Source organism: Paenibacillus rubinfantis, assembly GCF_001486505.1.
Lineage (GTDB): Bacteria > Bacillota > Bacilli > Paenibacillales > Paenibacillaceae > Fontibacillus > Fontibacillus rubinfantis.
The window spans coordinates 252,338-275,434 of the sequence record NZ_LN909063.1 but is presented as its reverse complement, the minus strand read 5'-3'; the positions used below and the strand labels follow the sequence as shown (position 1 = coordinate 275,434).

Genomic DNA, 23,097 nt, shown 5'->3' with positions numbered 1-23,097 from the left:
CGTCCCGTTCGGGTCTCAATGCAGGACTTGATTTATTTCATTGTACGGGATGGACGTGCTCCGCGAAACCCAGGAACGTTCTGCACCGAGTCTACCGTCTTCCACCAAGCTTCCGTCGGGTAGTCGAATCCCCCAATCCGTACAGGCTCCCCGATCTTTGGCAGGGCCAGCGGAATCCCCCGCTGCTTGGCCTCCTGGGTCAGCCGACGAACCGGATCGTACCAGCTGTGCATCGCCAGCGCAAACGTCCCCCAATGGATCGGCAGCAGCACGTTCCCCCTGACATCGAGGTGAGCCCGCGCCGTTTGCTCCGGGAGCATATGAATATCCCACCACCGGTCGTCGTATTGGCCGCACTCCATGAGGGTGAGGTCGAACGGGCCGAATTTTTCGCCAATTTCCTTGAAATGGGGTCCATACCCGCTATCCCCGCTAAAATAAACCCTCTTCTCCGACGTGGCGATCACCCAGGAGCACCATAACCCGCCGCCGCCTTGTTTAAACAGACTCCGCCCCGAAAAATGCCGGGCCGGCACGCACGCCAACCGAACGCCTTGGAGCTCCAGCGCCTCCCCCCAATCGCACTCTTCGATCTGTCCGGGAGCGACGCCCCAACGTTCCAGATGGCAGCGAATGCCCAGCGGTCCAATGAACCGTCCTACCCGGTCCTTCAACTGCCGGATCGTGCCGTAATCCAGATGATCAAAATGATCGTGTGACAGCACGATCGCATCCATCGGCGGAAGCTCGTCCAGGTTGCTGAAGGGCAGCTCGCTGAATCTTTTGGAACCCCCGATCGGCGACGTGGAGTCACCAAACACCGGGTCTACCAACAGCCGCACTCCCCCCATTTGCAGAAAAAGCGAGGAATGGCCAAACCAAACGACCGTATCCTCCTGGAATTCTTCCATCGTCTTGCGGTCTAATTTGACCTGAGGCAGGGCACGCTCCGGCTTCAGCTGGGGCTTCCGCTGCACGTATTCGCGAATCGCCGTAATCAAGGTGCCCGGCGAAGGCTTGAACATTTTGGTTTCCAGGGGATACTGAAACTTCGTCCCTTTATAATTTGGGGACTTCCGGTAGCGTTTCATGTCTTCGGGGGAAGGCTTCCCGCCAAACGGAGGGTATACCTTCTCGAATAGATCCAATCCCACAGCAAGGAGCACAACTACACAAATGAGGACAAATAGCCACATCATCGGGTGAATCCCCTCCTCTGAATGAATAACTTCCATCCAGGAAGGTTGTGCCAAAGCCCGGCGATTTATACAAAAAGGCAGGACTGCTACGGGCTGCTACTTCAAGCTACGCTCCTGACGAAAAGCCTCGATGCGCTCCCGGTTATTTGCGTCGATTCGCACCGAGATGCCGTGGCAGTTAATGACAACGCCATCCATATTCCCGGACACTGCCAACAGGTCGTCGTAAGCGGCGATGTTGCTGCTCCAGGTTGTTTTATCGTAGACTTTCTCGAACTCGGGCCAATCCGTAAACGCCGGGAGCCACGCCGAGCCATCCTCCGCGCTTAGCACGCCAAACTGAAGGATCGTCCCTTCCTTTAACGTTTTCATCCCCTGCTCATCCGTTGGCGAGGGGTCCGCTTCCTTCAACTGCATCGGCAGCAAATACTTCGCCTGTAGAATTTCATTCAGCATCTCGGCCTCCAGCGCATTTAGCTCCCGGTCTCGGGCCTTCGGATCTCCTGTCGGCGCATGCAGCGTTTGGAAGAAACGGATCATCGCCCGCTGCAGCCCCGGATTCGTTACGGGAATGTTGATTTCCGGCGTCCCGGTCCAATCCGGCGGCGGTACGATCTCATCCCGTTGGAGTTCGATATGATACTGTCCGTTATCCACGAGGACCTTAGGTAAACCCAGAATATGAAGCTGCCCAAACGTCCTCAGCACGTCTTCCCCGCCGATCGGTTTCATCTCCAGCATCAGCAGCTGCTGCCGGAAATAATCCTCTGCGTTCGCGGCGAACGCCTCTTGCGAGAACATCCATACCCGATCTTCTCCATCCACGTAGGGATATCCGGTCGCCTGGTCGTACGCGAGATAGAGCGTTTCGGTATTTTTTATTTTTTCGTACAGTACGCCAGTAAAGGCCTTGATCCGTTCATCCAAATACACATCCGGAAAAGCCTCCTCCGCCTTAAACCGCTTGGCCGCATGCACCAAAAAAATCAGCTCCTGAATCTCCAGCCCGCCGAGCACTTCCTGCGAAATCTCCGGCGTTAGCAAGAACCTCCGCCCGATCTCGTCTTTCCGCTCCTCGTTCATCTGGCACCCCATTTCCCATCTCGTTTGAATATAGTATAGCTTATAACGATGTAGAGAAAGTAAATCATTGGTATACTGATACCAATAACGATAAGGAGGACCCTACATGAATGACGATCATGGAAAACCCTTCTCCCCTTCTGCCGATCCCCACGGGGCTAAGGCTAACTTTGATACGAATGAACATAAATTACACTCCTCTGGAGTACCTGGATTTTGGAGACAAACCACCAACCTGCTGATTTTAGCCGGGGTCATCGCTGTAATTATTTTGATTAGTAGATTTCTATAGACTACAGCTCCCGGTAGCTTCTGGCGTTATTTCGAAAGCTCTTCCCCAAAAAGTAAAAGTGCCGACCTGCACGGGAAGCTCTGCAAATCGGCACTAGTATGAAATTAGTCGATGATAAACATAATCATCCTCTGTACTTCCATCAAAAGTAAATGGAACTTTATAGATCCCCTTACTTTTTTCCCTATACCTTATAGGGATGGTTATAACTACATGGTTATAATTACGATCTGGATAATTATCGAATGTAACTGAAGCTGTTTGAATATTTGCGTTTACTATCGAGGTATTTGTTCATAACACTCCCCTATTTACGAGTCTTTTCAAACTCCCTAAGATGCGATCAATTCCTTGCACCGTAACTATCGTTGAAGATGCTTAAATGGTGGCGTTTGTTTATAAATCCGCAAGAAGACGAAGAAAACAAATAACAGGTCAATCATGGTGGTATCTGACCATAATCGACCTGTTAGATGTATCGGCATAGCGTTATTTAGGGTATAAAAGTAAAGCATTGACGTGCGCACAGAGAGTTGGAGAAATCTTTATACCGGTATTACATGGGTTAATTGTGTTTTTGGTTGAATGATAAGTTCATTCGGCACGGGTAGCCCTCGCTGCTTTTAGTCACATTCTTTCCAGTAAACGTCCTGAGCTACAATGCAGACCTTCCCCACATCATCATTACCTGCAAGAATGATTTCTATATTCCCCTTATCATCTTGGACTTTCACTTCGAGAATCTCATTGCTGTTAATCATAAACTTTAGCGGTTCAATCTGAAACGAGCCTACATCAGTGAAAGTCAGTATCCCCGCCTGCATCTCGGATTCAGATTCATCATAATTTGCTTGCTTCCACTGACACAAGTCGAGTCTAATTTGAACCTTATTCTCATTAAGCAAATATTCAATATTCTCTACAACGCTATCGTGCAAGTCAAAAGTCGCTAGCAACTCAGTTGGTTTAATAAAAATCTCCTCCTATGGGACGATATGAGACGCTTTTGAGCCTTTAGCAACCGGATTACCATTTGCGTCAAGGTAATAATCCGCTTTTGTAGTACCATTTGGATTAGTAACATGGTAATGGTCTTTGCCTTCAAAGCCATTCGCTCCCGGTTTTCCTGGGTCAAACCTTACCTTCATTCCAGTCTCAGGGTCAATAAATTCCCTAGAAGCTGTATTCTTTGCCATCCCCTCAGGTGTAACATCTTTCCACCCATTTTTGATTGGTTCCTGCGGGTCTTTTGGTAAGTTATTCGGTGAGAACTTAACTTTTCCCGTCCCCTGAGCAGCATTACTCTTCGGTGCCTTTGACTTTTTTCCTCCCGATGATTTCGGAATCTTTAATCCATTTATTGGGACATGCGTTGAGCCAGCTGTATATATCTCGTCTGCTAACGGTATTGCTAATACCCACTGCTCAAAATATTCTTCTTTACTTATGCCAGATGCTTCCCAAAATGTCGAGTAGTATGGCGTTTTAAGAGGTTTATAGCCTGGTTTATTCATATCAAAATTATGAAATCCGTATACTTTACCATCTCGCAGATATGGGAATGCATTTACCATAAAGTCCGGAACGTAGTATTTTGTAGGGTCGCTTCTATTACACTGCCCTAAATGTGCATCTTTCCCATCTGGGGAAACACAGAAGTTTCCACTGGGATCTACGTAAGCTACTGGATTATTCTCTACATATACATACCCATTCTGACTCTGCGGGTTCCTCAGCGTGCCCTCATACGTATCCTCACTCACAAACCGCCCGATTTCGGAGTCAAAATATCTTGCCCGCGCGAAAGAAAGACCGCTCACATCATCATAGCCGAGCCCCGTGTAGCCGAACAGGTATGCTTCCCATTGTAATAACGAGTGCCACTTTCGCCCCGCCTTAGACATCGTAAACACGTCTTGGATAGGGGCAGGGATGTCATAAGCAACATCACATCGCACGAACAGCGCTTTCTTCGCATAGTCTCGAATTTGTTCGAGCCAATGACGGAAGTAAACAAGAGACTTCGGATAGGCTTCAATCCTCAGCGTGTTCTTCTGAGTTCTCGGAGCCAAAATCAACTTATAGGAGATATGCAGGAAGTGTTCTCCCGTATTGATTCTGTGATACCGTACTGAAATCCTCTTTCCCCCACCGTCATTCTGACTCCGCAAAAGTGACAGATGCGCTTATGGAACTCATTGAAAAAGTCCCAATATACATCTGTAAAATCGATGACAATGCGGTCAATGGATACAGTGACCCCTTCCATGTGTCGCCCCCTCCCAAATTTTTCCATGAATTTCAGGCTTAATTAGAGGGCAGGTGGCTAGCCTTTAACACATGACCTTCCCGTTGTGAAATGTTCAGTTCAGTCCTGACAATATAGTTGTCGGACTATCCTGCGAATTGGTTGCGATGCTCTCGACACTATATCCATCGGGGTATGTATTCGCAACGTTGCGTTAATTTGAAAAAACCGCAAGAAAACGAAGATAACAAAAAACAGGTCTATCATGGTAGTATCTGACCATAATTGACCTGTATAATGCAACGAAATAGCGTTATTTAGGGTATAAAATTCAACCCTTTACGTAGTACGTACAACTGAAATGACGAAATCTTATACGGGTATTACATGGGTTAGATGTGTTATTGGTTGAATGATGGGTTCGTTCGTCACTGGGTGTCCCATCGAAATATGAAGTTATTTCAACAGCTCAACAAATCCCAAAAAGTTTTGTGCGAGATATATTGTAGATGCTGTACTCCCTTTATTTGATTCAACGTATACGACAACAGGAGAATCGCTACCGCTATAATCAAAGCAAAACATATTTCCTTCCTCATCAACTGCAAATGGAAAATGCTTTGGAGGCAAGGTATATCTCTCAGAGTTGTATTTATCTAAAATATCAAGTTCATCAAAGGCTAAAAAAGTTAATAAGTAACCAAAGACAACTTTCCTATCGTTGACTTCAAGTATTTTTGAAGATGGTTGACCCCCTTGGTATTTTTGAACTACTTCAAGGAAGTCATCAGGAAATAAAATTCCAAAATTCTTCTCTACAGTTCTTATTACATCTATATCAGCAGGGTTGTACCCCGATTGCCATTCAATCTTATTTCCCATGGCTTCACTTCCTCATTACTTAGTAAGCGGATGATAATTAGGAATTACCATCCGCTATGAACCTACTTATTCCATTTTATTGCATCTTGTGACCAATAGGTACTCCAATTTGGGTCACCAACCTGACTGACTTGAATAATTTCACCAGTATCATTCCTTCTGACGACATAACCGCCATCCTTATGATAATAAGCAGTTACAGGAGCATTGTTTTGACCTTTTCTTTGGTCTGTCCAATTCACCGTTCCGACAGGTTCATTTATTGCTTCACCAATCCTCTTATCATTCCATCCACGCTCTGTTATTTGGTCTGCAATACTCTTTCCACCTTTTTTCACTGGTTCTTGACTGTAGTGGAATGGTTGACCTTCGTAGCTCTTAACATTACCCGTCCCCTGAGCAGCATTACTCTTCGGTGCCTTTGACTTTTTTCCTCCCGATGATTTCGGAATCTTTAATCCATTTATTGGGACATGCGTTGAGCCAGCTGTATATGTCTCGCCTGCTAACGGTATTGCTAATACCCACTGCTCAAAATAATCTGCTTTACTTATGCCAGACGCTTCCCAAAATGTCGAGTAGTATGGCGTTTTAAGAGCTTGATAGCCTGGTTTATTCATATCTAAATTATAATATCCGTATACTATACCATCTCGCAGATACGGGAATGCATTTACCATAAAGTCCGGAACGTAGTATTTTGTAGGGTCGCTTCTATTACACTGCCCTAAATGTGCATCTTTCCCATCTGGGGAAACACAGAAGTTTCCACTGGGATCTACGTAAGCTACTGGATTATTCTCTACATATACGTACCCATTCTGACTCTGCGGGTTCCTCAGCGTGCCCTCATACGTATCCTCACTCACAAACCGCCCTATTCCGGAATCAAAGTATCTCGCTCTTGCGTAAGAGAGTCCGCTCGAGGCATCGTAACCTAGTCCCGTGTAACCGAACAGGTTGTCCGGTCCTGGATAGTTTAGGTCGAACTTCTCCGGTGCCTTCGGTGTGCCGAACTCATCGTAATGATAGCGAAGCGCTACCTCTCCGTTCCGATTCAGCAAGGCTAGCGGGCTGCCCAGCATGTCGTTCAGATAGTACAAAGTTTCAGGCGCTGTGTTCGGTGCCGCTCCACTTGCCCCAGGGGTTGGCTCCCAGTCGGAGCTGCCGTCCGCACTCGGCAGATAGCTCATGCTGAGCCGTTCCCCGGCTGCTCCGTAAACGTAAGATTGCTCCCATTTCGTGCCGCTGGCATCTGTCGCATACAAAGGCTCCGGCCATGGACTGGTCAAGTCGTAGGTGAAATAGACTTCGCTCTGCTGCTTCTTGAATTGCGGTTCCCAGCCGCCACGCGATCCTGCCGGATGGCCGGATGGATAACGGTCTTGCCGGCTGCCGGTTCCTACAAATATGCCCATGTATACCCGGTTGTTGTCCCCGTCATACCGGTATACCGACTGGTCGCCCGCCGGGTTGATGTGACCGATCAGGCGGTTTGCCGCATCCCATGTGTACGTCTCCAGCACGCCAGGTCCTGCAAGCGCCGCAGCCGTCATCGGGTCAAAAACATCCAGTCCATAGACTTGGTCCGTTACGGCAGACTGATCAGGTTCCAAGGGAGCCGGATCCATTTCAGTCGAGGCGGCCTGTGTTGGGTCCATCTGCGACGGGTCGTTGGGAATTGGATCCAACAACTTCGGATAAGCGTCCGCCAATGGATTTACGGTATCCAGCACATCCGGTTTTCCCGTGATATCCGCCGGGAGCAGCGGGTCCGTGTCACCATTACCATAAACATCCTGCTGCACACTCTTGGGGCGATACGCATCATCGCCGCAGCGCGGTCGACGCCCTCTACTTGCAGCAGGTTGCCGCGCAAGTCATACGTGTAGTCTTTGTAGTCGGTCCCTTTGAGTTCAGCTTGAAGTCTAGCTTCTGCATGATTTCTCGAATGTGATTCTCCACATCGCTCATTTCACGATGGACGTCCCGAATCTGATTCACATGGCTTCGGACAAGGAAATCCCGATGATCCTGACCGTTCCGCTTCGTATTCCCGTCAGATTGAACACCTTCGAGAATGAGGGTTGCTTTCTTGGTCGAGCAGACGTTATTGCTATTCTTTCGAAGGAACGGCGTTAGGTCTTCTAGCGTGACCCCCTCAAGCAAATACAGTGAAGGATATTCGTGCCAAAAGGCTAGAGCCGTTCTTCCATCTACTTCGGAGAAGAACTTGCTGTAACTCGGATAGTTATAGCTTAACTGCGTGTGAAGCTGATTCTTGAGCATGACAAGGGTATCTCGTAAGCTGTACCGCCTCATGACTAGCTGTTTCAGAATCCAGTAATCGTCTTGTGGGTGGGCGTTTGGCAACCTGTCCAACTCATCCAATAACAGCTTGGCAATGTTCTCCGCATCCCAACTATCATGCTTTTCTGTCATGGCATAGCTTTTACGCTTCCAGTTAGATAGTGCGGCATTGACCTCTTTGACTAGGAAATGATTCTCCACAAGGTAAACGGCTAATGACCTTCCGTAGCCGCCCACATCCTCAAGTCCGAATACTATCGTCATGCCTTCCTGCACATGTTTCTTGACCTTGCTTACCACCGCAGGGAACGCCGATGGCTTGTTCTCAAACTCAATGACCTCTAGCTTCTCATTCCAACAATTGATGACAACAGCAGTATGCGTCCGCTTATGTAAATCAACGCCAACATATATAAACTGTTCTTTACGATGTCTCATGGTTATTATCCCCCTTCGCCGCTTATAGCGATTAGGGAAAAAGAATAGCCGCATCGTCTGTTTAGTATTCTCCCGAAGGGATACATTGAAGGGTAAGCGTGTCCATTCTTCCTCTTTAATCGCTATAAGATGGCTTGATGTAGTCCAGTTGCGGTAATGCCGCCATATTGATACTGACCTTTGTAAAATTCCCTGCGGTCAAGTATCCGCTTGACTTGTACTTTGGTGAACTGCTTGCCTTGCTGTGTCGTAAAGCCTTCTTGGTTCAGTTGAAATGCGATTTCTGATAAAGACCAATTCGGGTTCTGTTCCCGTATGTCAAAGAGCCGTTTCACTGCTTGGGCTTGCTTGTCGTACACTTCAATTGCCTTCTGTCCTTTACGGGCTTTATAGCCAAATGCCGCCCGTCCTCCTGCGTAACCGCCCTCTTGGGCTTTCTTGTTGCGCCCTCTGCCTAGCTTGAGGGCGATTTCTAGCCTTTGGTACTGGTCAAGCAATTCCATCAGACCATTAATAAGGAAATCGCTTGGGTCTTTCTTATGGATGGAATAAGTCGGTTGCTCGATGCTTTTCACATCCACGCCGTACTTCTTGAACTCCCGATGCACCAACACTTTCACAATGTCTGACCGCCATAAACGGCTTGTATTGAGGACAACAACAGCGTCATAGGTTCGGGTGGCTAGTGCGGATAGCATGCTTTGAAAGCCGATTCTGTCAACTTCAAGGGCTTCTTCATCGACCTTCGCCCCACTGATTCCTTCATCCGTAAAGATGTCCTGCAAGTTCCAACCTTGCTCCTGACAAAAGGAACGGATTTCGTCTTGTTGGTACGCTAAACTGTAACCGTCTTTGGCTTGTCCGCTTGTTGAAACTCGAACGTAACCGATGACATTCATGTTGTTTCCTCCCCTCCGTTACGATAACTTTGATCTCTGTAACGCTTAGTAGATACAACTTAATTATATATCGACTAGACGATACATTCAATCACTTTTATTACCGTAGAACAGAACGTATAATGGAGAGGAATGACTGGATAGAGAGAAGGTTGACTAATGCCTGTAATCGTTAAACTCAAGGAAATCTTGGCTGAAAGGAATATGTCTCAACGAGAGTTAGCTAGACTAACCGGATTAAGACCAAATACCATCAGCCATTTATGTTCAAGTGAAGTGGATAGAGTACATCTAAGTACCTTCGAGGTTATTTGCAAAACGCTCGACATACCACTACATGAACTAATTATCTTGGAGGACAAGTAAGGCTAAAGGGCAACTGGTACTTTGCTAATCAAGTCGCCCAGTATGGCACAAGGTACAGTAATTGCTTCCTCCCACTGTTCTTCCGCAAGTCGGTCGAAGTCCAATGTCGGGCGTTGCCGCATTTGCTCCACGATTTCCCTACGGTAATAAGCCGTAACATCCTGCTGTTCCAGTTCGCCGCGCATCAATCCATGCACCCTTTGTTGCAGTTTCGGTTTCAGTAGTCCAAGCGAAGTGGCTTGAGCACAAAGGTAAAGCCTATTGAATAGCGGCGGATACTGAACCAATACGCTAATTGGGATTTTTTCATCCGGCTTATACACGATTTCAAACCTCGTTAATTCGCCTTCGATTCGCACCCCACGCCTTTGCAACAGTTCCAACTTCTTGTCATATACTCGACAATATCCGGCTACTTGCCGCTGATGTCCCTTGTTGGAGTAAAACGTTCCCTTTCTTTTCTTCATGCTCCGCCCAGTTAACGAAAGAACGAACAATTCGGATAAAGGCAAGGGGATGCCAAATGCCACTTCGGAACGAACATGTAGAATGTCCGTGGCGTTATCTCCAATCGTTGAAATCCAAGACTGGAAATGAACTAATGATTCGGGCGGGCATTCAAGCCGAAGTGTATGTTTCTTTGAAGGGCGGGCATAAAAGAGTTGATACGAAAGATATGCCCAGTGCTTGCCCTCCCTTACTCTTACACGATACTTGAACCCTTTGTCTTTCAAGTAATATACGGCATTGTAGTATTCACATAGCCTCTGACGAAGTGGATTGAAGAATGTCCAGTACACATTCGTAAAGTCCACTACAATGCGGTCGATTGATACATTCACACCTTCCATGTTCAGCCCCCCATCGGAAATTTTTTAACGAATTTCCGTCTATAATTAGAGGGCAAGGTGGCTAGCCTTCACGTTGCCTTACCTGTATATGTCAACTGCTCGTCAGCAGATTTCTTTCTTACGATGTAACAATCGCAGTAAAGGTCAGTTCAGTTGCAAACAGAATCAAAATACTTCACGTTTGCCGCCTCCAATATAAATAGTCGTGTTATCCTTCCTAGAAGATGCGACTTCTGACCTTTTCACCCTCCCTATCGAGACAAGATATAGTACAGTTGCGGCTCAAATTAGAAAAACCGCAAGAAAGCGAAGATAACAAAAAACAGGTCAATCATGGTGGTATCTGACCATAATGAACCTGATATATGAAACGGAATAGCGCTATTTAGGTAATAAAATTCAAGCATTTCTGTGCGTACAGGCATATTAGGGGAATATCATACGGGGGTGATGGGGGTTAAGTTCTTTCGGGCTTTGCCGACCGATTCATTCGGCACTGGGTGGTGTAAAAGAAAGACCTTGAGGATTTTAGCCCCCAAGGTCTTATTTACAATCGTATTATTCTTTACGGATGATATAGCAGGTATTGAACAAAACTTTTCCCTGTCCTAAAAGAGTCCAAAATTCTTCCGGCGATATAACACCACATATTATTTCTCTGTCTTCGCTCTGATACCTCGCTAACAGCATTACAGTTTTTATTGGAGACTGTTCAATTAAATATGAGATTATTTTTACTACATCCTCTTCATAACCTTTTTTGATTATAAGTGGCGTTAAATGATATTTAACATCTTCATCTTTCATCCAATACGGAAGTGCAGTATCTTCTTGGACGTGTTCAAAATCAGAGTCACAAAAAGAGGCATATACCACCCCATCATCTTCTTTAATAAGAGAATACCAAATCCCGGAGGTTTGTGTCATGAATGGATAAATGGTATGGTACCTTTTTCCATCTTCGTCATCAATTTCATTCAAAACAGATATTGACGATGAAAATGGCAGTATAGTTTTTTCCCTTTGGTTAACAACCAAAACATTAAAATCGTATGGCATACTTTCTCCTCTCTCAATCAGCATAATCCCCTATTTTCCAAGTCGTATCAAAAGATTTTCCTTTATTAACTGTCGAAACAACTCTTATTGTCCCGTCACTTGCTAGATGAATATCAGGATTTTTACCTAACTTCTGTAGTTCTTTTCCATATACAGGGTCGTTTTTTAAGTCCTTTAATATGTCGAATTTAATCCCTTTACTTCCACTTGGATGGAAAGAACCCTTCTTAAGTCCAAAGTTTTTCTCAATTTGGTCAGGTGAATACTTCTTGAATTCTAAACCACAACTATTATGCGTCCAAATACCGAGGTTAGAAACAAAGTACGTATGGAAATCCTTCACCTTAAAGTTGTAGACGGTCTTATGTTCCTTTTTAACCTCAATCTTTTCAATGGCTAACTCTTTGCCATCCGAAGTTGTCAGAACATCGCCTAACACAAGGTTTTTGGATTCTACCCAACCTTTGCCGACAATCCAAAACGGATGCTCATCAGTAGTCGTTATGACTTCGTCACCAACAGTAATATTATACGTTTCCTCAACATCACGTTGGAAGAGCCATTCGACTTCCTTGTAAGCCATCTCGCCAGTCTCATCGTCTTTGGCTAGGACTTTATCCCCTACCTCAATTTCCTCGATAGGTTTCTCCCCTTCGTCTGTGAGAACCTTAGTTCCACTTGTAAAGCAGTTACATGCTTTCTTTGCTTTTTTAGTGTATTTAATAACTTCCTTACCTGAGTCTATTGCCTTTTCTGTCTTTTTGACAACTTTATATGCCTTGAAGACCGGAATAACCTGAATAAGCGTCCCAGCTTTTTCGAGACCACTTGCATCTTTGCTCATTAAGGTTTTGGCATCATCCAGATAAACCATATCAAAGGCCTGTTGTCCTCCCTTGATCTGCGCATCAAGATTCGTCTTACAATTTTCCATGTCTACAGCACAAGTTAACGAAGGAGTTGGCCCCATAGGCATGATATATTGCCCGCTCGGATCCACATAAATCAACGGATTATTCGCCACATACGAATACCGGTTCAAACTTAGCGGGTTAGCGATGCTGCCTTGGTACGGGTCCTTGGAGACGAATCTGCCCGCGTTCGGATCATACCAGCGGGCGCGCAGGTACTGCAGATCCGTCACACTATCCCAGTATTCGCCCGAATAACGGAAGACGTTCGGAACCGTCTCTTCTTCAGTTTCCGGGTTGCCCCAGATGTCGTAGGTGTAGGTGTTGAGTTGGTTGCCCTGGCTGTCGGTCAAGCCAACGACGTCGCCGTGGCCATTGAGTTGGTAATACTGCACCTCACCCGTGGCCTGGTCCACGCGAGACCATAGACGGCCGCTCAGGTCGTAGATATAAGTATACGTTACGCTTGGCGTGCTGCCATTGACGTTGGCCTCGGCGATCAGCTTCGCGTCCTCATCATAATAATACCGGGTTCGGTTGGTCCCTTCCACACGCTCATAGAGTAAGCCATCCCCGTTATAGGTATAGCTCACTTCTTTGCCGTCTTCCGTCTTCACCTTCGTTAAGCGATTCAGGCTGTCGAAGGTAAAATTCGCATTCGTCAAGCCCCGGAGTTCCCGGCCTTCCACGGTCAACTGATTGCCGCGTTCATCGTAAGCGTACTTTTTGCTTGTTAGTCCGCTTTCGGTCTGAATTCGGTTCAGCGGATCGTACGTAAACGTATCGACAGCACCGTTTTGCGTACGGCTGATGATGTTCTTGTTAAGGTCATAATCATACTTAAACGTATGCCCGGTAGCTACGCTCATCTTGGCCAAGCCATATGCCGCTTCAGTTACGGTCGCGGCATTTTCTTTTGCGTTGACAGCCGCTTTCTTCGCAGTGGCCGCAGCTCCAGCGTCTACCGTCATCTCCGTCAAATCATAACCTTCATAGCTGTAGGATGTACTTGGTCCGTTAACTGACGCTCCTTGCTCCAGCAATCCGTTGGCCTTGTAATCAAATGCAATCCGGTCGATTTCCGACAAAGCCGTTGGGGCAGCCGCCAACGCGGACATTCGAGTCCCCGCTGCATTTCGCACTACACCCAATGTGCTGACCCGGTTCATTTTATCTAACGTGTAGCTTGCGCCAGCCGCTTTCCCCGTGGCGTCCGTCAGCGTGTAGCCTGTACGTATTTGCTTATTGTAGGTATAGTCGATACGCGTGCCATCCGGATAACGAATGAACGTCAAGGATCCGTCTGTCGGGTCGTAGTTGTAAGTCGTGCTCCCCGTGGCATCCGTCATTCCCGTACGGCGACCCATTGCGTCATAGGTGTATTGAATCGTCTGATCCGGAGCTTGAATCTTCGTAAGCAAGTTATCGCTGTTATATTGATACTCCGTAAACCGGCTCGAATGGTCCAGCGATTTGATTAGATTCCCTCTCGAATCGTAAAAATAAGCCTCCACCAAATGCTCTTCGTTCATTTGGCGAATCAAGCTGCCCGCTTCGTTGTACTCTTTTTCCACGTATGTGTTGTCCGGGTATTCGATCTTGATCAAGTTGCCGGCCAAGCTATACGAATATTTCGTCATGCGCTGCTCCGGATCGGTTATGGCCACCACCCGTCCCAAAGCATCATACTGATGGAGGGTTTGCTGCCCCTTGCCATCCGTCACGGATACCGCATTCCCCTCCAGATCATAGGTGGCCTGTTGCAGTGGAGTAAAGACACCGTTCTTCCATTCTTCCACGGCTAGCGTGTTCCCGAGCAAGTCCAGCTGCTGCCGCTGCTTCACTCCGGCCGGGTCCGTGTAAGTTACCATGCGATTCACCATATCATAGTTGGTTACATCCTGCGAACCGTCAGCGTAAAGCGTCTTGGTTGGTCGGCTGAACCCGTCATAAGTGAATTTCGTGATGTTTTGTTCGGCATCGATTTGCTGGTCCAAATTCCCCGCTTCATCATAGGTGTATTCGAAGATGGCGTCATCCACCACTTCTTTAACCAAGAAGCCAAACGGGTCGTATTTCTCCAAAGTGACGATGCCTTCCGGCCCGGTCGTTGTGACAATATTATGGTCATCGTCATATTGAACCGTTGTCTGGGTCTGATCGCTGTACAGCGCCTTGATCACCCGTCCTAGTGCATCGTAGGTGTATGTCGTGACCGCACCCGCTTCATCTTCCGCCGTAAGGAGATCTCCCGCCGCCGTATAGGTAAAGTTCTGCTTCGATTCGGTGGAGGTTCCGTCAACCGCATGGATGACCATCGATTGTTGGGTGAGCAAGTGCTTCCCGTAAGGAGACGCATATGCAAAATAAACCGCATTCGTCCGCTTATCATCCTTGACCTTCTTTACGGAAGGATTGCCGTAAGCATCATACTCCCAGTCGGTTTGCGCCAGCAGCTTGCCGGCAGCGTTATTTTCTCTGATCGCAAATTGTGACACGCTTCCCCGGTCATTGTATTGGTAACGTACAATTCGCTTTTGTCCTGCACTGATTTGGGTCTGAACCTCATTCGGCAAAGACCAGAAGTAAGGCGCGGAGGAACCGGCATACTCGTAAATCGTTTCTTGTCCCGTACTCCACTTTTCCGACAACAGCTGCCCTTGCTCATTGTACCGGTAGGTTGCCGTCAGAGGCTGCGATTCGCTGCCTCCTTGCGAATAGCCCTCTGTAACCTGCACAGGCACATTCCAGCCCGTCACCTCATCATAACGAAATTGCCGCTTAAATCCCGTGGTGGCTTCTTCGCTTCTCTGCTCATCAAGATACAACCGATCCGGCTGACCGTTGCCTTGAAAAGCCTTCCGAACCTTCAACGTATCTGTAGTACGAGCTTCTTGAATGGTTATGGTCCAGACTGCGGCCTGACCAAAGCTGTTCAAGTCTTCCCCGGAATAGCTAAACTCCGCAGGATGGAGAACAACATCCCCAAGCGGCGTCGAGTAGACATTTTTGCGTTCCTTCACTTTAAACACAAAGTCCGTCGCATATTCGCCGATTTGCTTGCGGGCGGGTGCGTAATCAAACTCCGCCGTTCCCGAAGCAGGATAGATCACACGCATCAAAAGGGCTGAATGCTTAACCGGCTGCTGCCCCTCTTGATCCTTTAAAGCCGCCAAGAAATTATAACGAGATTCCGGATAGGTATAAAAATACTTGGTACTTCGGCCCAACGCGTCTTTAACCTCTTTTAATACAGATTGGCCGTTATCCACTGCCGTGTAGAACTCCATTTTCCGGTCCGTACCTGTTTGGGTTACGGTAACCTGACCTGCTGCATAAGCGAAGGCCAATTCATTGCCGTCACTATTCTTGATTCGGGACAGGACCGTTGCGTTATCTTGAGAAGTATAGTTGAATTCAACCTGGTTCCCATAATTGTCGGCAATTAGCATGAGATGACCTGAAGTGCTGAAGTAATACTGGTTCCCGTTCAACACCGAAACCTTCGTGGCGCTGGCAAGACCTCCAACCGTCTTGGTTGCGTCCGCGGTCAGCAACAGGTCCTTCCAGGGATACCCTTGCAGCTTAAGATCATCCGATAACAAATAACGCCCAATCCCCGGAAAATCCAAAATCCGCGCACCTTCCCGTTCTTCGATGAAGGGAAGCGCCCATCTCCAGCCTCGGCCTAGCGCAGAATCCCGCTCTTCCCGGCGGACGGCCGTCCGGTTCACATAAGCTCCGTTTTCCAAAGCAACGCCGATTTCCTCGCTGGCCCGCGCACTGTCATATATACGCGTTAGCCCAAAAGGAAGCGCCCCGGGCAGAGTTAAATCCGTAACACGAAGCTTCACGTCGCCAGTAGCAGCGTCAACCGAATCCTCGGCATAACCCATTTCATACATCGAAGATTCATCCAGCAGCGACAGTTGTTCGATAGCCGATTGATCGTAATCGGTTGCAACGGCGGAAACGGTGGGCAGGCTATCCATTTGCGCCAATGGTTCTTTCGTCCGCCCGGACGCCGGGGACGAACCCTTCGCTTGTTCGACCCCCCATGCTGGCTTGAACTGAGAAATAGCCGATTCATAACCGTCCTTCCCGCCAAGTAATGCCTTATAAATCTGATAAAGTGTATATCCTTTGGACAACTGCTCGTCCATCCAGTCTTCATGAACGTCAAATTGACGCATGATCCCGGATACGGTCAGGAACTCCGCGGGAGCCGGGGAACCGGCAGTGGTATTCTCCGTTCCCCCACGATCCGCAGCCGCGCCAAAAGACACGGTCTCCAACAAGCTTGTGCTAATCAGCGATAAACATAGGACCAGGCCTATGACTTTCTTAAACATCCTTGATCACCCCGTGAGTTTCGTATTGGTTCAACTGCGACACTTTACTGGAACGGAAACACTTTCTTCGTTCGACTCTTCAGATTCCCATTCGAGTCGTAGTTGTAAATCAACTTGTCTCCGGTTGGGAACATAATCTCCGTAAGCCGCCCATCCGGCCGATAATTCATTTTCGCTTCCGGAACCACCGTCATGACCGAAGCCATCAATTGCAGTTCAAGGGGTAGAGCGTTCTTCTCCTCAAGTTTCAAGTAGTACGTCTTGCCGCCCTGCAGATCAAACTCCAGAACGGTGTAATCGAGTCCGAACTCCTGCTCCACCTCGCTGCTTGAGGCAAGCGCCATAACCAAGGCTGGCTGATCGTACAGCGAAAGGATCGGTTGAATCGCAAAATTCTGCAGCTCTTTGGTAGCAAAACGGTAACGTCCTGTTTCCGGGGCCGTAAACCGGTAATAGCCATTCTGTCCGGCTTGTTTATACACGTATAAAACCTGACGATGCAGCAAGTCCTCAAACACGTAATCCTGACCCTCTACAAATTTGAAGCTGCGGTAAGGAGCCGTGAAAAGAACCGCATTGGCCGAAGTCGTCTTCACTTGGATCATCCCTCCGGCAGGAACAGCGTACGAGACCGCAGTTTGATTCCCTTGCCGGATGATACTTCCGTTCGCATCCAGAATCGTGAAGTCAAAGTAGCGGTTAGCCGATGTGTTGGCGTTGGTCGTCAGCTTCGCCTCAAAGTTGCCGATGTTTTCAAAACCGATCCGTTGTTCCGGTTCCAGTACGCGTTTCAGCAATGCCGGTTCTGCGCTTGGGCTTGCTTGAAAAGCTTGTCCACAGGTGAAGGTTACAGCACGATCCGTTGTTACCGTCACCACAACCTGGCTGTTCGCGGGTACGGAGAGATTACCGTCCTGATCAAATTTCGCCGTATCCGGCGTACCGTCCGCCCGATAAATTGCGTAGTCGTACCCCGTACCCAGACTAGCCTTCGCATCGCTGGTCAAGGTCTGAGGGGAAGCCTGCAAGTTGGTGAATAGATAGCTTTCGTTTTGGTACAAAGTCACCCGTTTAACCGTCGGATCCTCGCCCGCCGTGCCTGTGAACGAGGTATATACCGCCCCGAACGTAATCGGAGCCGCCAGCGGAGTTACCGTAATGGTGTAGCCTGCTGAAACTTGCACAGACGTGTACCGGCTTGCGCCTTCACTATGCACGGTCCCGTCCGGACGCCGGATGACATAGGCAAATTCATTCGTATTCAGGGTAGCGTTGCTGTACAGAGATTCTGCTTCACCGCTAATATTTTTGTAGGTATACGCGCTGCCTGGAGCAACCGTGGCCCGAAGTAATGCAGGATTCGCCGATAAGTCCACCGTAATCGTATCCGTGTAAGAGATAGTCACCGGACTTGCCGATTGGCCTGTAATTCTCGCGTACCCTCCGGCTGGAATCGTCACGTTCTCCGTCTCTTCAAACGATACGTGATAGACGCTGCCGTCCGCGCGGTAAACGGCGACATCATATTTGCCCCCCACATCCCGCGCATCGCTATTGATAATAATCGATTTGGTGCCTGAGTTGCTGAACGTATAAGACTCCCCTAACTGAACGATCTGCTTGGAGATCGCCACCCCGGGCTTGTCCTTCCACGAGAACAGGCGATAGTTCGCGCCGAAGGTTACCGGAGCCGAAACGGCCGTGACGACAATCGAGTTCCCGCTGGATACTTGAGGGTCGGTGTACGTATTTGCCCGCTTGGCTTGCTGCGTCCCGTCCGGATAATACTCTACCCAATCAAATCGGTTGCTGGAGGTCGCATCGGATCGCAAGGTACGAAGCTTCGAAGAGATATTCGTAAATTCGTAGCTCTCTCCTTGCGAGAGGGTCACCCGGAAATGGGATGGCTCTGTACTGACCTCCGCAGAAAAATCATCCGTATAATCAAAAGTCACTGGGACCGACCCTTGCACGGTAATGATCGCAAACCCGCCGGCCGGCAGCTGCGGTGTGCTGATCGAGTCAAAGCCCTGGGAGTAGTAGCTGCCATCCGCCTCATAAACGGTATAATCGTACAGGCCATCCACCTCTCTGGCATTGTTATTCACAGGATTACGAAGTGTGCCATTATTGGTAAATTTGTAAGAAACACCTGGAGATAATGTTACTCGGCTAATAGCGTCATCCTGGCGATTACCGCCCATAAAGGATCTGTACGGACCCCCAACCCGGACCGGATTATCGGTAAGAAGAGTTAGCGTCATATACCTTCCCACGGCTACCAAAGGCATGGTCGAGGTATTCGTTCCCCGTGAGGTTTCCGTACCATTCGCGTCATAAACTACATAGTCAAATTTGTCCTTGGTGGTTCCAGAATGTTCAATTCGATCCGATTTCGTACCTACGTTTGTAAACTTATAGCTCTCTCCCGGATACAGCAGCACACTGTCATAGGCTGGTTCATCCGTTTCATACCCAATGAAGCCTTCGTAAGGGACACCTACCGTTACTGGTTCTTCTGAGGCTCCGGTTAAAATAATCGAATCACCCACGCTGAAGGAAGGCTTGGTATATGTGTCAAAACTTGACTTCTCTAGGGACCCATCTTCTTTATAAACCGCGTAATCGTAACGTTTCCCGTTTGTTGAAGTCGCGTCACTCATAATAGATCGACCTGCATAAGCTTGATTGGAAATGAAGTAGCTCTCTCCTCGGCGTAACGTCTTTTTTAACAGGGCAGGAACCGGGGAGTAAGCATATGAAAGTTCCGAATTAAAACTGACCGTCAGAGGATAAGGATAATCCACAGTAATGACCGTGGTACCCCCTTTGGATAGCACGCTTGCACTGCCAGTATGGGCGAGATCATCATAAGTTACCTTGCCTTCACTGTTGTAAGAAACATAATCATAGCGAATATCATTGCTGGATTTGGCATCCGTTGTAATCGAGATTAAGTTGGATGTATCGTTTGTAAATCGGACGCTCTCCCCCGGATAGATGACTAATTCCGTCTTCTCAGCAGCGAGTAGATAAACGCTATTCGTTACGGTATATACATCCTTCGTCACGGATGGGCTAGAATCGTGTTCAACAGGTGGCTTTACCACCCCAAGGGAATTCCAGCTGGATTCTCCTTCTGCCCTTAACGATACCGGCCCCAAACTTCCTAAAAACAACAGGGCGACAAGACAAGTTAATATTGCTTTGCTCCTCCTCATACAATTTCCCTCTCCTTCCATATTAAGGATTTTTGATTCATATCTCTTATCGGATCTCCTATTTAGTTGATAAATAGGAATATTGTACCTACATGTTCTTAGCTCAACTTCATCACCTCCCTTCCGAACCTTGCTCTTCTCATTGCAGTGCCCTTAATTGCAATAAAAAAAGAACCACGATAAATCTATCGCAGCCCTACAAAGTTAATGTTATGTGACCGACACTAACATTTTATTCTTTATCATCCAGCTCTATCGGTCTATAAGCGGACATGCAAAGGACAGAAGGCGGTCGAATAACGGACAGTTTTGTATAGAAGATGACTTATCATGGATCTATCTATGGATTAAATCAACACATAAGGTCGAAAAAATCCGTACAAGGCATATAAATGAATTGTCGAGCTCCATAGTCGAAAGGTAAAATATAGTTATCAAGCAGATAAAGGAAGGTGATCGTTTGCCCTTTACCATTGACAATACGATTCTTCTCTTCTCCCTGCTGTTGTTCATCGGAGTGTTTACCACCAAGTTTTCCTCGCGGCTCGGCTTGCCTTCCCTCGTATTCTTTATTGCTGTCGGCATGATCCTAAGTAAGTTTATTTACTATGACAACGCCGTGATCACCCAGCTCTTTGGCATCATGGCACTGATTGTCATCTTGTTTGAAGGCGGGCTGCAAACCAAATGGCAGAACGTCCGTGGCGTATTGGCTCCTTCCTTGTCGCTGGCGACCCTCGGGGTTGTGCTGACCACGCTGGTCATTGGGGCTTGCGCAAAATACATCCTGGACGTCACTTGGCTGGAAGGTATGCTGTTTGGTTCGATCGTCGGTTCAACGGACGCCGCGGCTGTATTTGCAGTGCTCGGCGAGAAAAACATCAAGCAGAAGCTCACCTCCACCCTTGAAGTTGAATCCGGGTCGAATGACCCGATGGCTGTCTTTTTAACCGTCTCAGTCATCCAGCTGATCCAATCCCCGAACGCTAGTATGTTCACGATGATTTTGAGTTTTTTCTGGCAGATGGGCTTGGGGTTGGCGATGGGCTTGCTCTTAGGAAAAATCGCGGTTTGGTGCATCAACAAAATCAACCTCGATTCCTCCGGGCTGTATCCCGTGTTAGCGATGGCTTTTGCGATCTTTACCTACAGTTCCACATCCCTGCTCAAAGGGAGCGGACTTCTTGCCGTCTATGTCATGGCGATGTGGGTTGGTAACGCCGACCTCACCTACCGCCACTCCATCTTCCGGTTTAACGAAGGCTTTGCCTGGATGATGCAAATCCTCATGTTTATTCTGCTTGGACTTCTGGTCTTCCCCGCTGATCTCATTCATATCATCTGGCAAGGCATGGCGTTATCCATCTTATTGATGTTTGTCGCCCGGCCGATTGGTGTCTTCCTCAGTACGATGTTCATGAAATTTAACGTGAAAGAGAAGCTCCTGATCTCTTGGGCCGGACTGCGCGGTGCAGTGCCGATCGTGCTGGCCACCTACCCACTTATCGCCGGCATTGAAGATGGCCACCTCTTTTTCAATGTTGTCTTCTTCGTTGTGTTGACCTCCGCTTTAATTCAAGGGGCGACGATCTCGCCTTTAGCAAATCTTCTAGGCCTGTCCGAAGGCAAGAAAACCATAGTTCCACATGCACTAGAGCTGGTATCTATGGGCAAAACCAATCACGAAATTGTAGAAATCCAAGTCAGCGAAAATTCCGCCGCAGACGGACAAGAGCTCAGGCAGCTGAAAATGCCGCAGGATTCGTTAGTCAACGCCATTATCCGCGACCAGAAAATGATCACCCCAAGGGGCCACACCCGCCTGCAAGCCGGTGATACCTTGTACGTTCTGGCGCGAAAAGGACAAACCGAGGAAATCAAAGCGCTGTTTCACGAGCAGGTGCTATTGCAGGAGAATAGTTGAGAGAGAGGGAACAGAACATCTGTGAAGAAATGACTTGGTATCCATTTTTCTATGTCTTATACTAGATTTGGTTGTTAATATTTGGGAGGGCGTAGATGGATAAATGGGTGGAGTATCAAGTTACGCACGAATTGTGAGGCGGGAAATTTGAGGAGAGATAAGAGCGTTGATGTTTTTCTGTGTATTCTCTTCGGTATTCTTACGGGATTAATGCTTGGAACCAGCGAAAATTACGGAGTCACGATATTGTTAGGGTGCATTTTTGGTTGCTGACTTTTATTTACGCGAAGCTCCCCTCTTCGAAGACTCCAAATGATCCAAAAGAACAGAGTGAAAAAACGGAGACGAAGGAGCACTAACCAATATGAAACGAAGAACTATGCTGCTCTTGATTCCCCTAGGGATTCTCGCCATGATCGTACTCTTCCTCAAGCTGTACCCCACGATGGTCAAAAACACGAAATATGATCTCCAGCTCGGGTTTGTCCAAAACCAAGAATTCCCCAGAATCAACGATCCTTCGGATCACTTTAAGAACGACACCGGGCTCATCGCCATGGCCATCTATCCGGACAAGAAGGAAAGCTTGCGGCAGGCTCAGCTATATGTCACCAAACGCGGAGACAGTGAAATCCTTCAGGTTGAGAAAATGAGAGAGACAGCGGACTTAGCGGCCTTTGAAATGCGGCTGAACAATCTGCAGTGGGAAGCCGGCGAGTACACCTTGTACTTTAAACGCGGGTCGGATATTCAAATGAAGCTTGATTTTACATTGGAGTAAAAAATGCTAGTTATGTCGTGTGAACGAAAATAACCCGCCCAGGTTAGCGCCACGGGTGCGGGTTATTGATCCAAACACTTTGGAGGTTTCCCACCCAAAATGTTGTACCGGGAGTCGGATGGTCGTCCGGCTCCTTATTCTATCCTAATCCTATCACGGCTGTTTCATTCCTGCAATTTACGAGTTAGCCATTTTAAGTGAATCGGGATCACATCCATAATTGGTATATTTTGTGATTAATTTAATATGAGATCTTTATTTAATGGTCTATAATGGTATTT

Annotated in this window: 15 protein-coding genes; 4 read left to right on the top strand and 11 right to left on the bottom strand. The window is 47.7% G+C overall.

Features of this window, described 5'->3' with window-relative positions; translation table 11 throughout:
• Positions 1-32: 32 nt before the first annotated feature.
• Complete coding sequence (locus BN3277_RS06355) at positions 33-1,199, bottom strand: MBL fold metallo-hydrolase (RefSeq protein ID WP_059041439.1); 1,167 nt, start codon at positions 1,197-1,199, stop codon at positions 33-35.
• 96 nt (positions 1,200-1,295) lie between these two features.
• Positions 1,296-2,282 (bottom strand): SseB family protein, encoded by a 987-nt coding sequence (locus BN3277_RS06350; RefSeq protein WP_232436349.1) that lies wholly within the window; start codon positions 2,280-2,282, stop codon positions 1,296-1,298.
• A gap of 106 nt (positions 2,283-2,388) precedes the next feature.
• Here BN3277_RS06350 and BN3277_RS06345 point away from each other — a divergent pair, with 106 nt between their 5' ends.
• A complete protein-coding gene (locus BN3277_RS06345) occupies positions 2,389-2,574 on the top strand; it encodes a hypothetical protein (protein ID WP_059041437.1) in 186 nt (61 codons plus the stop codon).
• Between the two features lie 983 nt (positions 2,575-3,557).
• Here the strand turns inward: BN3277_RS06345 and BN3277_RS06335 are convergent.
• The 5 genes from BN3277_RS06335 to BN3277_RS06310 form a co-directional block, all read right to left on the bottom strand.
• Positions 3,558-4,478, bottom strand: coding sequence for an RHS repeat-associated core domain-containing protein (locus BN3277_RS06335; RefSeq protein ID WP_148500989.1), 921 nt, complete (start codon positions 4,476-4,478; stop codon positions 3,558-3,560).
• 800 nt (positions 4,479-5,278) lie between these two features.
• Complete coding sequence (locus BN3277_RS06325) at positions 5,279-5,704, bottom strand: SMI1/KNR4 family protein (protein WP_059041433.1); 426 nt, start codon at positions 5,702-5,704, stop codon at positions 5,279-5,281.
• A gap of 62 nt (positions 5,705-5,766) precedes the next feature.
• On the bottom strand, positions 5,767-7,512 hold the full coding sequence (locus BN3277_RS06320) for an RHS repeat-associated core domain-containing protein (RefSeq protein WP_059041432.1): 1,746 nt from the start codon (positions 7,510-7,512) through the stop codon (positions 5,767-5,769).
• Between the two features lie 46 nt (positions 7,513-7,558).
• On the bottom strand, positions 7,559-8,452 hold the full coding sequence (locus tag BN3277_RS06315; RefSeq protein ID WP_059041431.1) for an IS110 family transposase: 894 nt from the start codon (positions 8,450-8,452) through the stop codon (positions 7,559-7,561).
• Between the two features lie 122 nt (positions 8,453-8,574).
• Positions 8,575-9,351, bottom strand: a complete 777-nt coding sequence (locus tag BN3277_RS06310) for a recombinase family protein (RefSeq protein WP_059041430.1) — start codon at positions 9,349-9,351, stop codon at positions 8,575-8,577.
• Between the two features lie 159 nt (positions 9,352-9,510).
• Between BN3277_RS06310 and BN3277_RS06305 the strand changes: the two genes are divergently transcribed.
• Positions 9,511-9,717, top strand: a complete 207-nt coding sequence (locus BN3277_RS06305) for a helix-turn-helix domain-containing protein (RefSeq protein WP_059041429.1) — start codon at positions 9,511-9,513, stop codon at positions 9,715-9,717.
• A 2-nt stretch (positions 9,718-9,719) separates the two neighbouring features.
• Here the strand turns inward: BN3277_RS06305 and BN3277_RS06300 are convergent, their stop codons facing one another.
• The 4 genes from BN3277_RS06300 to BN3277_RS06285 form a co-directional block, all read right to left on the bottom strand.
• A complete protein-coding gene (locus tag BN3277_RS06300) occupies positions 9,720-10,568 on the bottom strand; it encodes a hypothetical protein (RefSeq protein ID WP_059041428.1) in 849 nt (282 codons plus the stop codon).
• Positions 10,569-11,126: 558 nt separating this feature from the next.
• Positions 11,127-11,651, bottom strand: coding sequence for a hypothetical protein (locus BN3277_RS06295; protein WP_198342950.1), 525 nt, complete (start codon positions 11,649-11,651; stop codon positions 11,127-11,129).
• On the bottom strand, positions 11,641-16,890 hold the full coding sequence (locus tag BN3277_RS06290; protein ID WP_232436348.1) for a polymorphic toxin-type HINT domain-containing protein: 5,250 nt from the start codon (positions 16,888-16,890) through the stop codon (positions 11,641-11,643). Before BN3277_RS06290 ends, BN3277_RS06295 begins: the two co-directional genes overlap by 11 nt.
• Before the next feature lie 44 nt (positions 16,891-16,934).
• Positions 16,935-19,961, bottom strand: coding sequence for an RHS repeat domain-containing protein (locus tag BN3277_RS06285; RefSeq protein WP_232436347.1), 3,027 nt, complete (start codon positions 19,959-19,961; stop codon positions 16,935-16,937).
• A gap of 610 nt (positions 19,962-20,571) precedes the next feature.
• On the opposite strand from BN3277_RS06285, the gene BN3277_RS06280 reads away from it, so the two are divergent.
• Entirely contained in the window at positions 20,572-22,035 is a 1,464-nt protein-coding gene (locus tag BN3277_RS06280) for a potassium/proton antiporter (RefSeq protein ID WP_059041425.1), read from the top strand.
• Between the two features lie 364 nt (positions 22,036-22,399).
• Positions 22,400-22,816 (top strand): hypothetical protein, encoded by a 417-nt coding sequence (locus tag BN3277_RS06275; RefSeq protein WP_059041424.1) that lies wholly within the window; start codon positions 22,400-22,402, stop codon positions 22,814-22,816.
• The last annotated feature ends 281 nt before the right edge of the window (positions 22,817-23,097 follow it).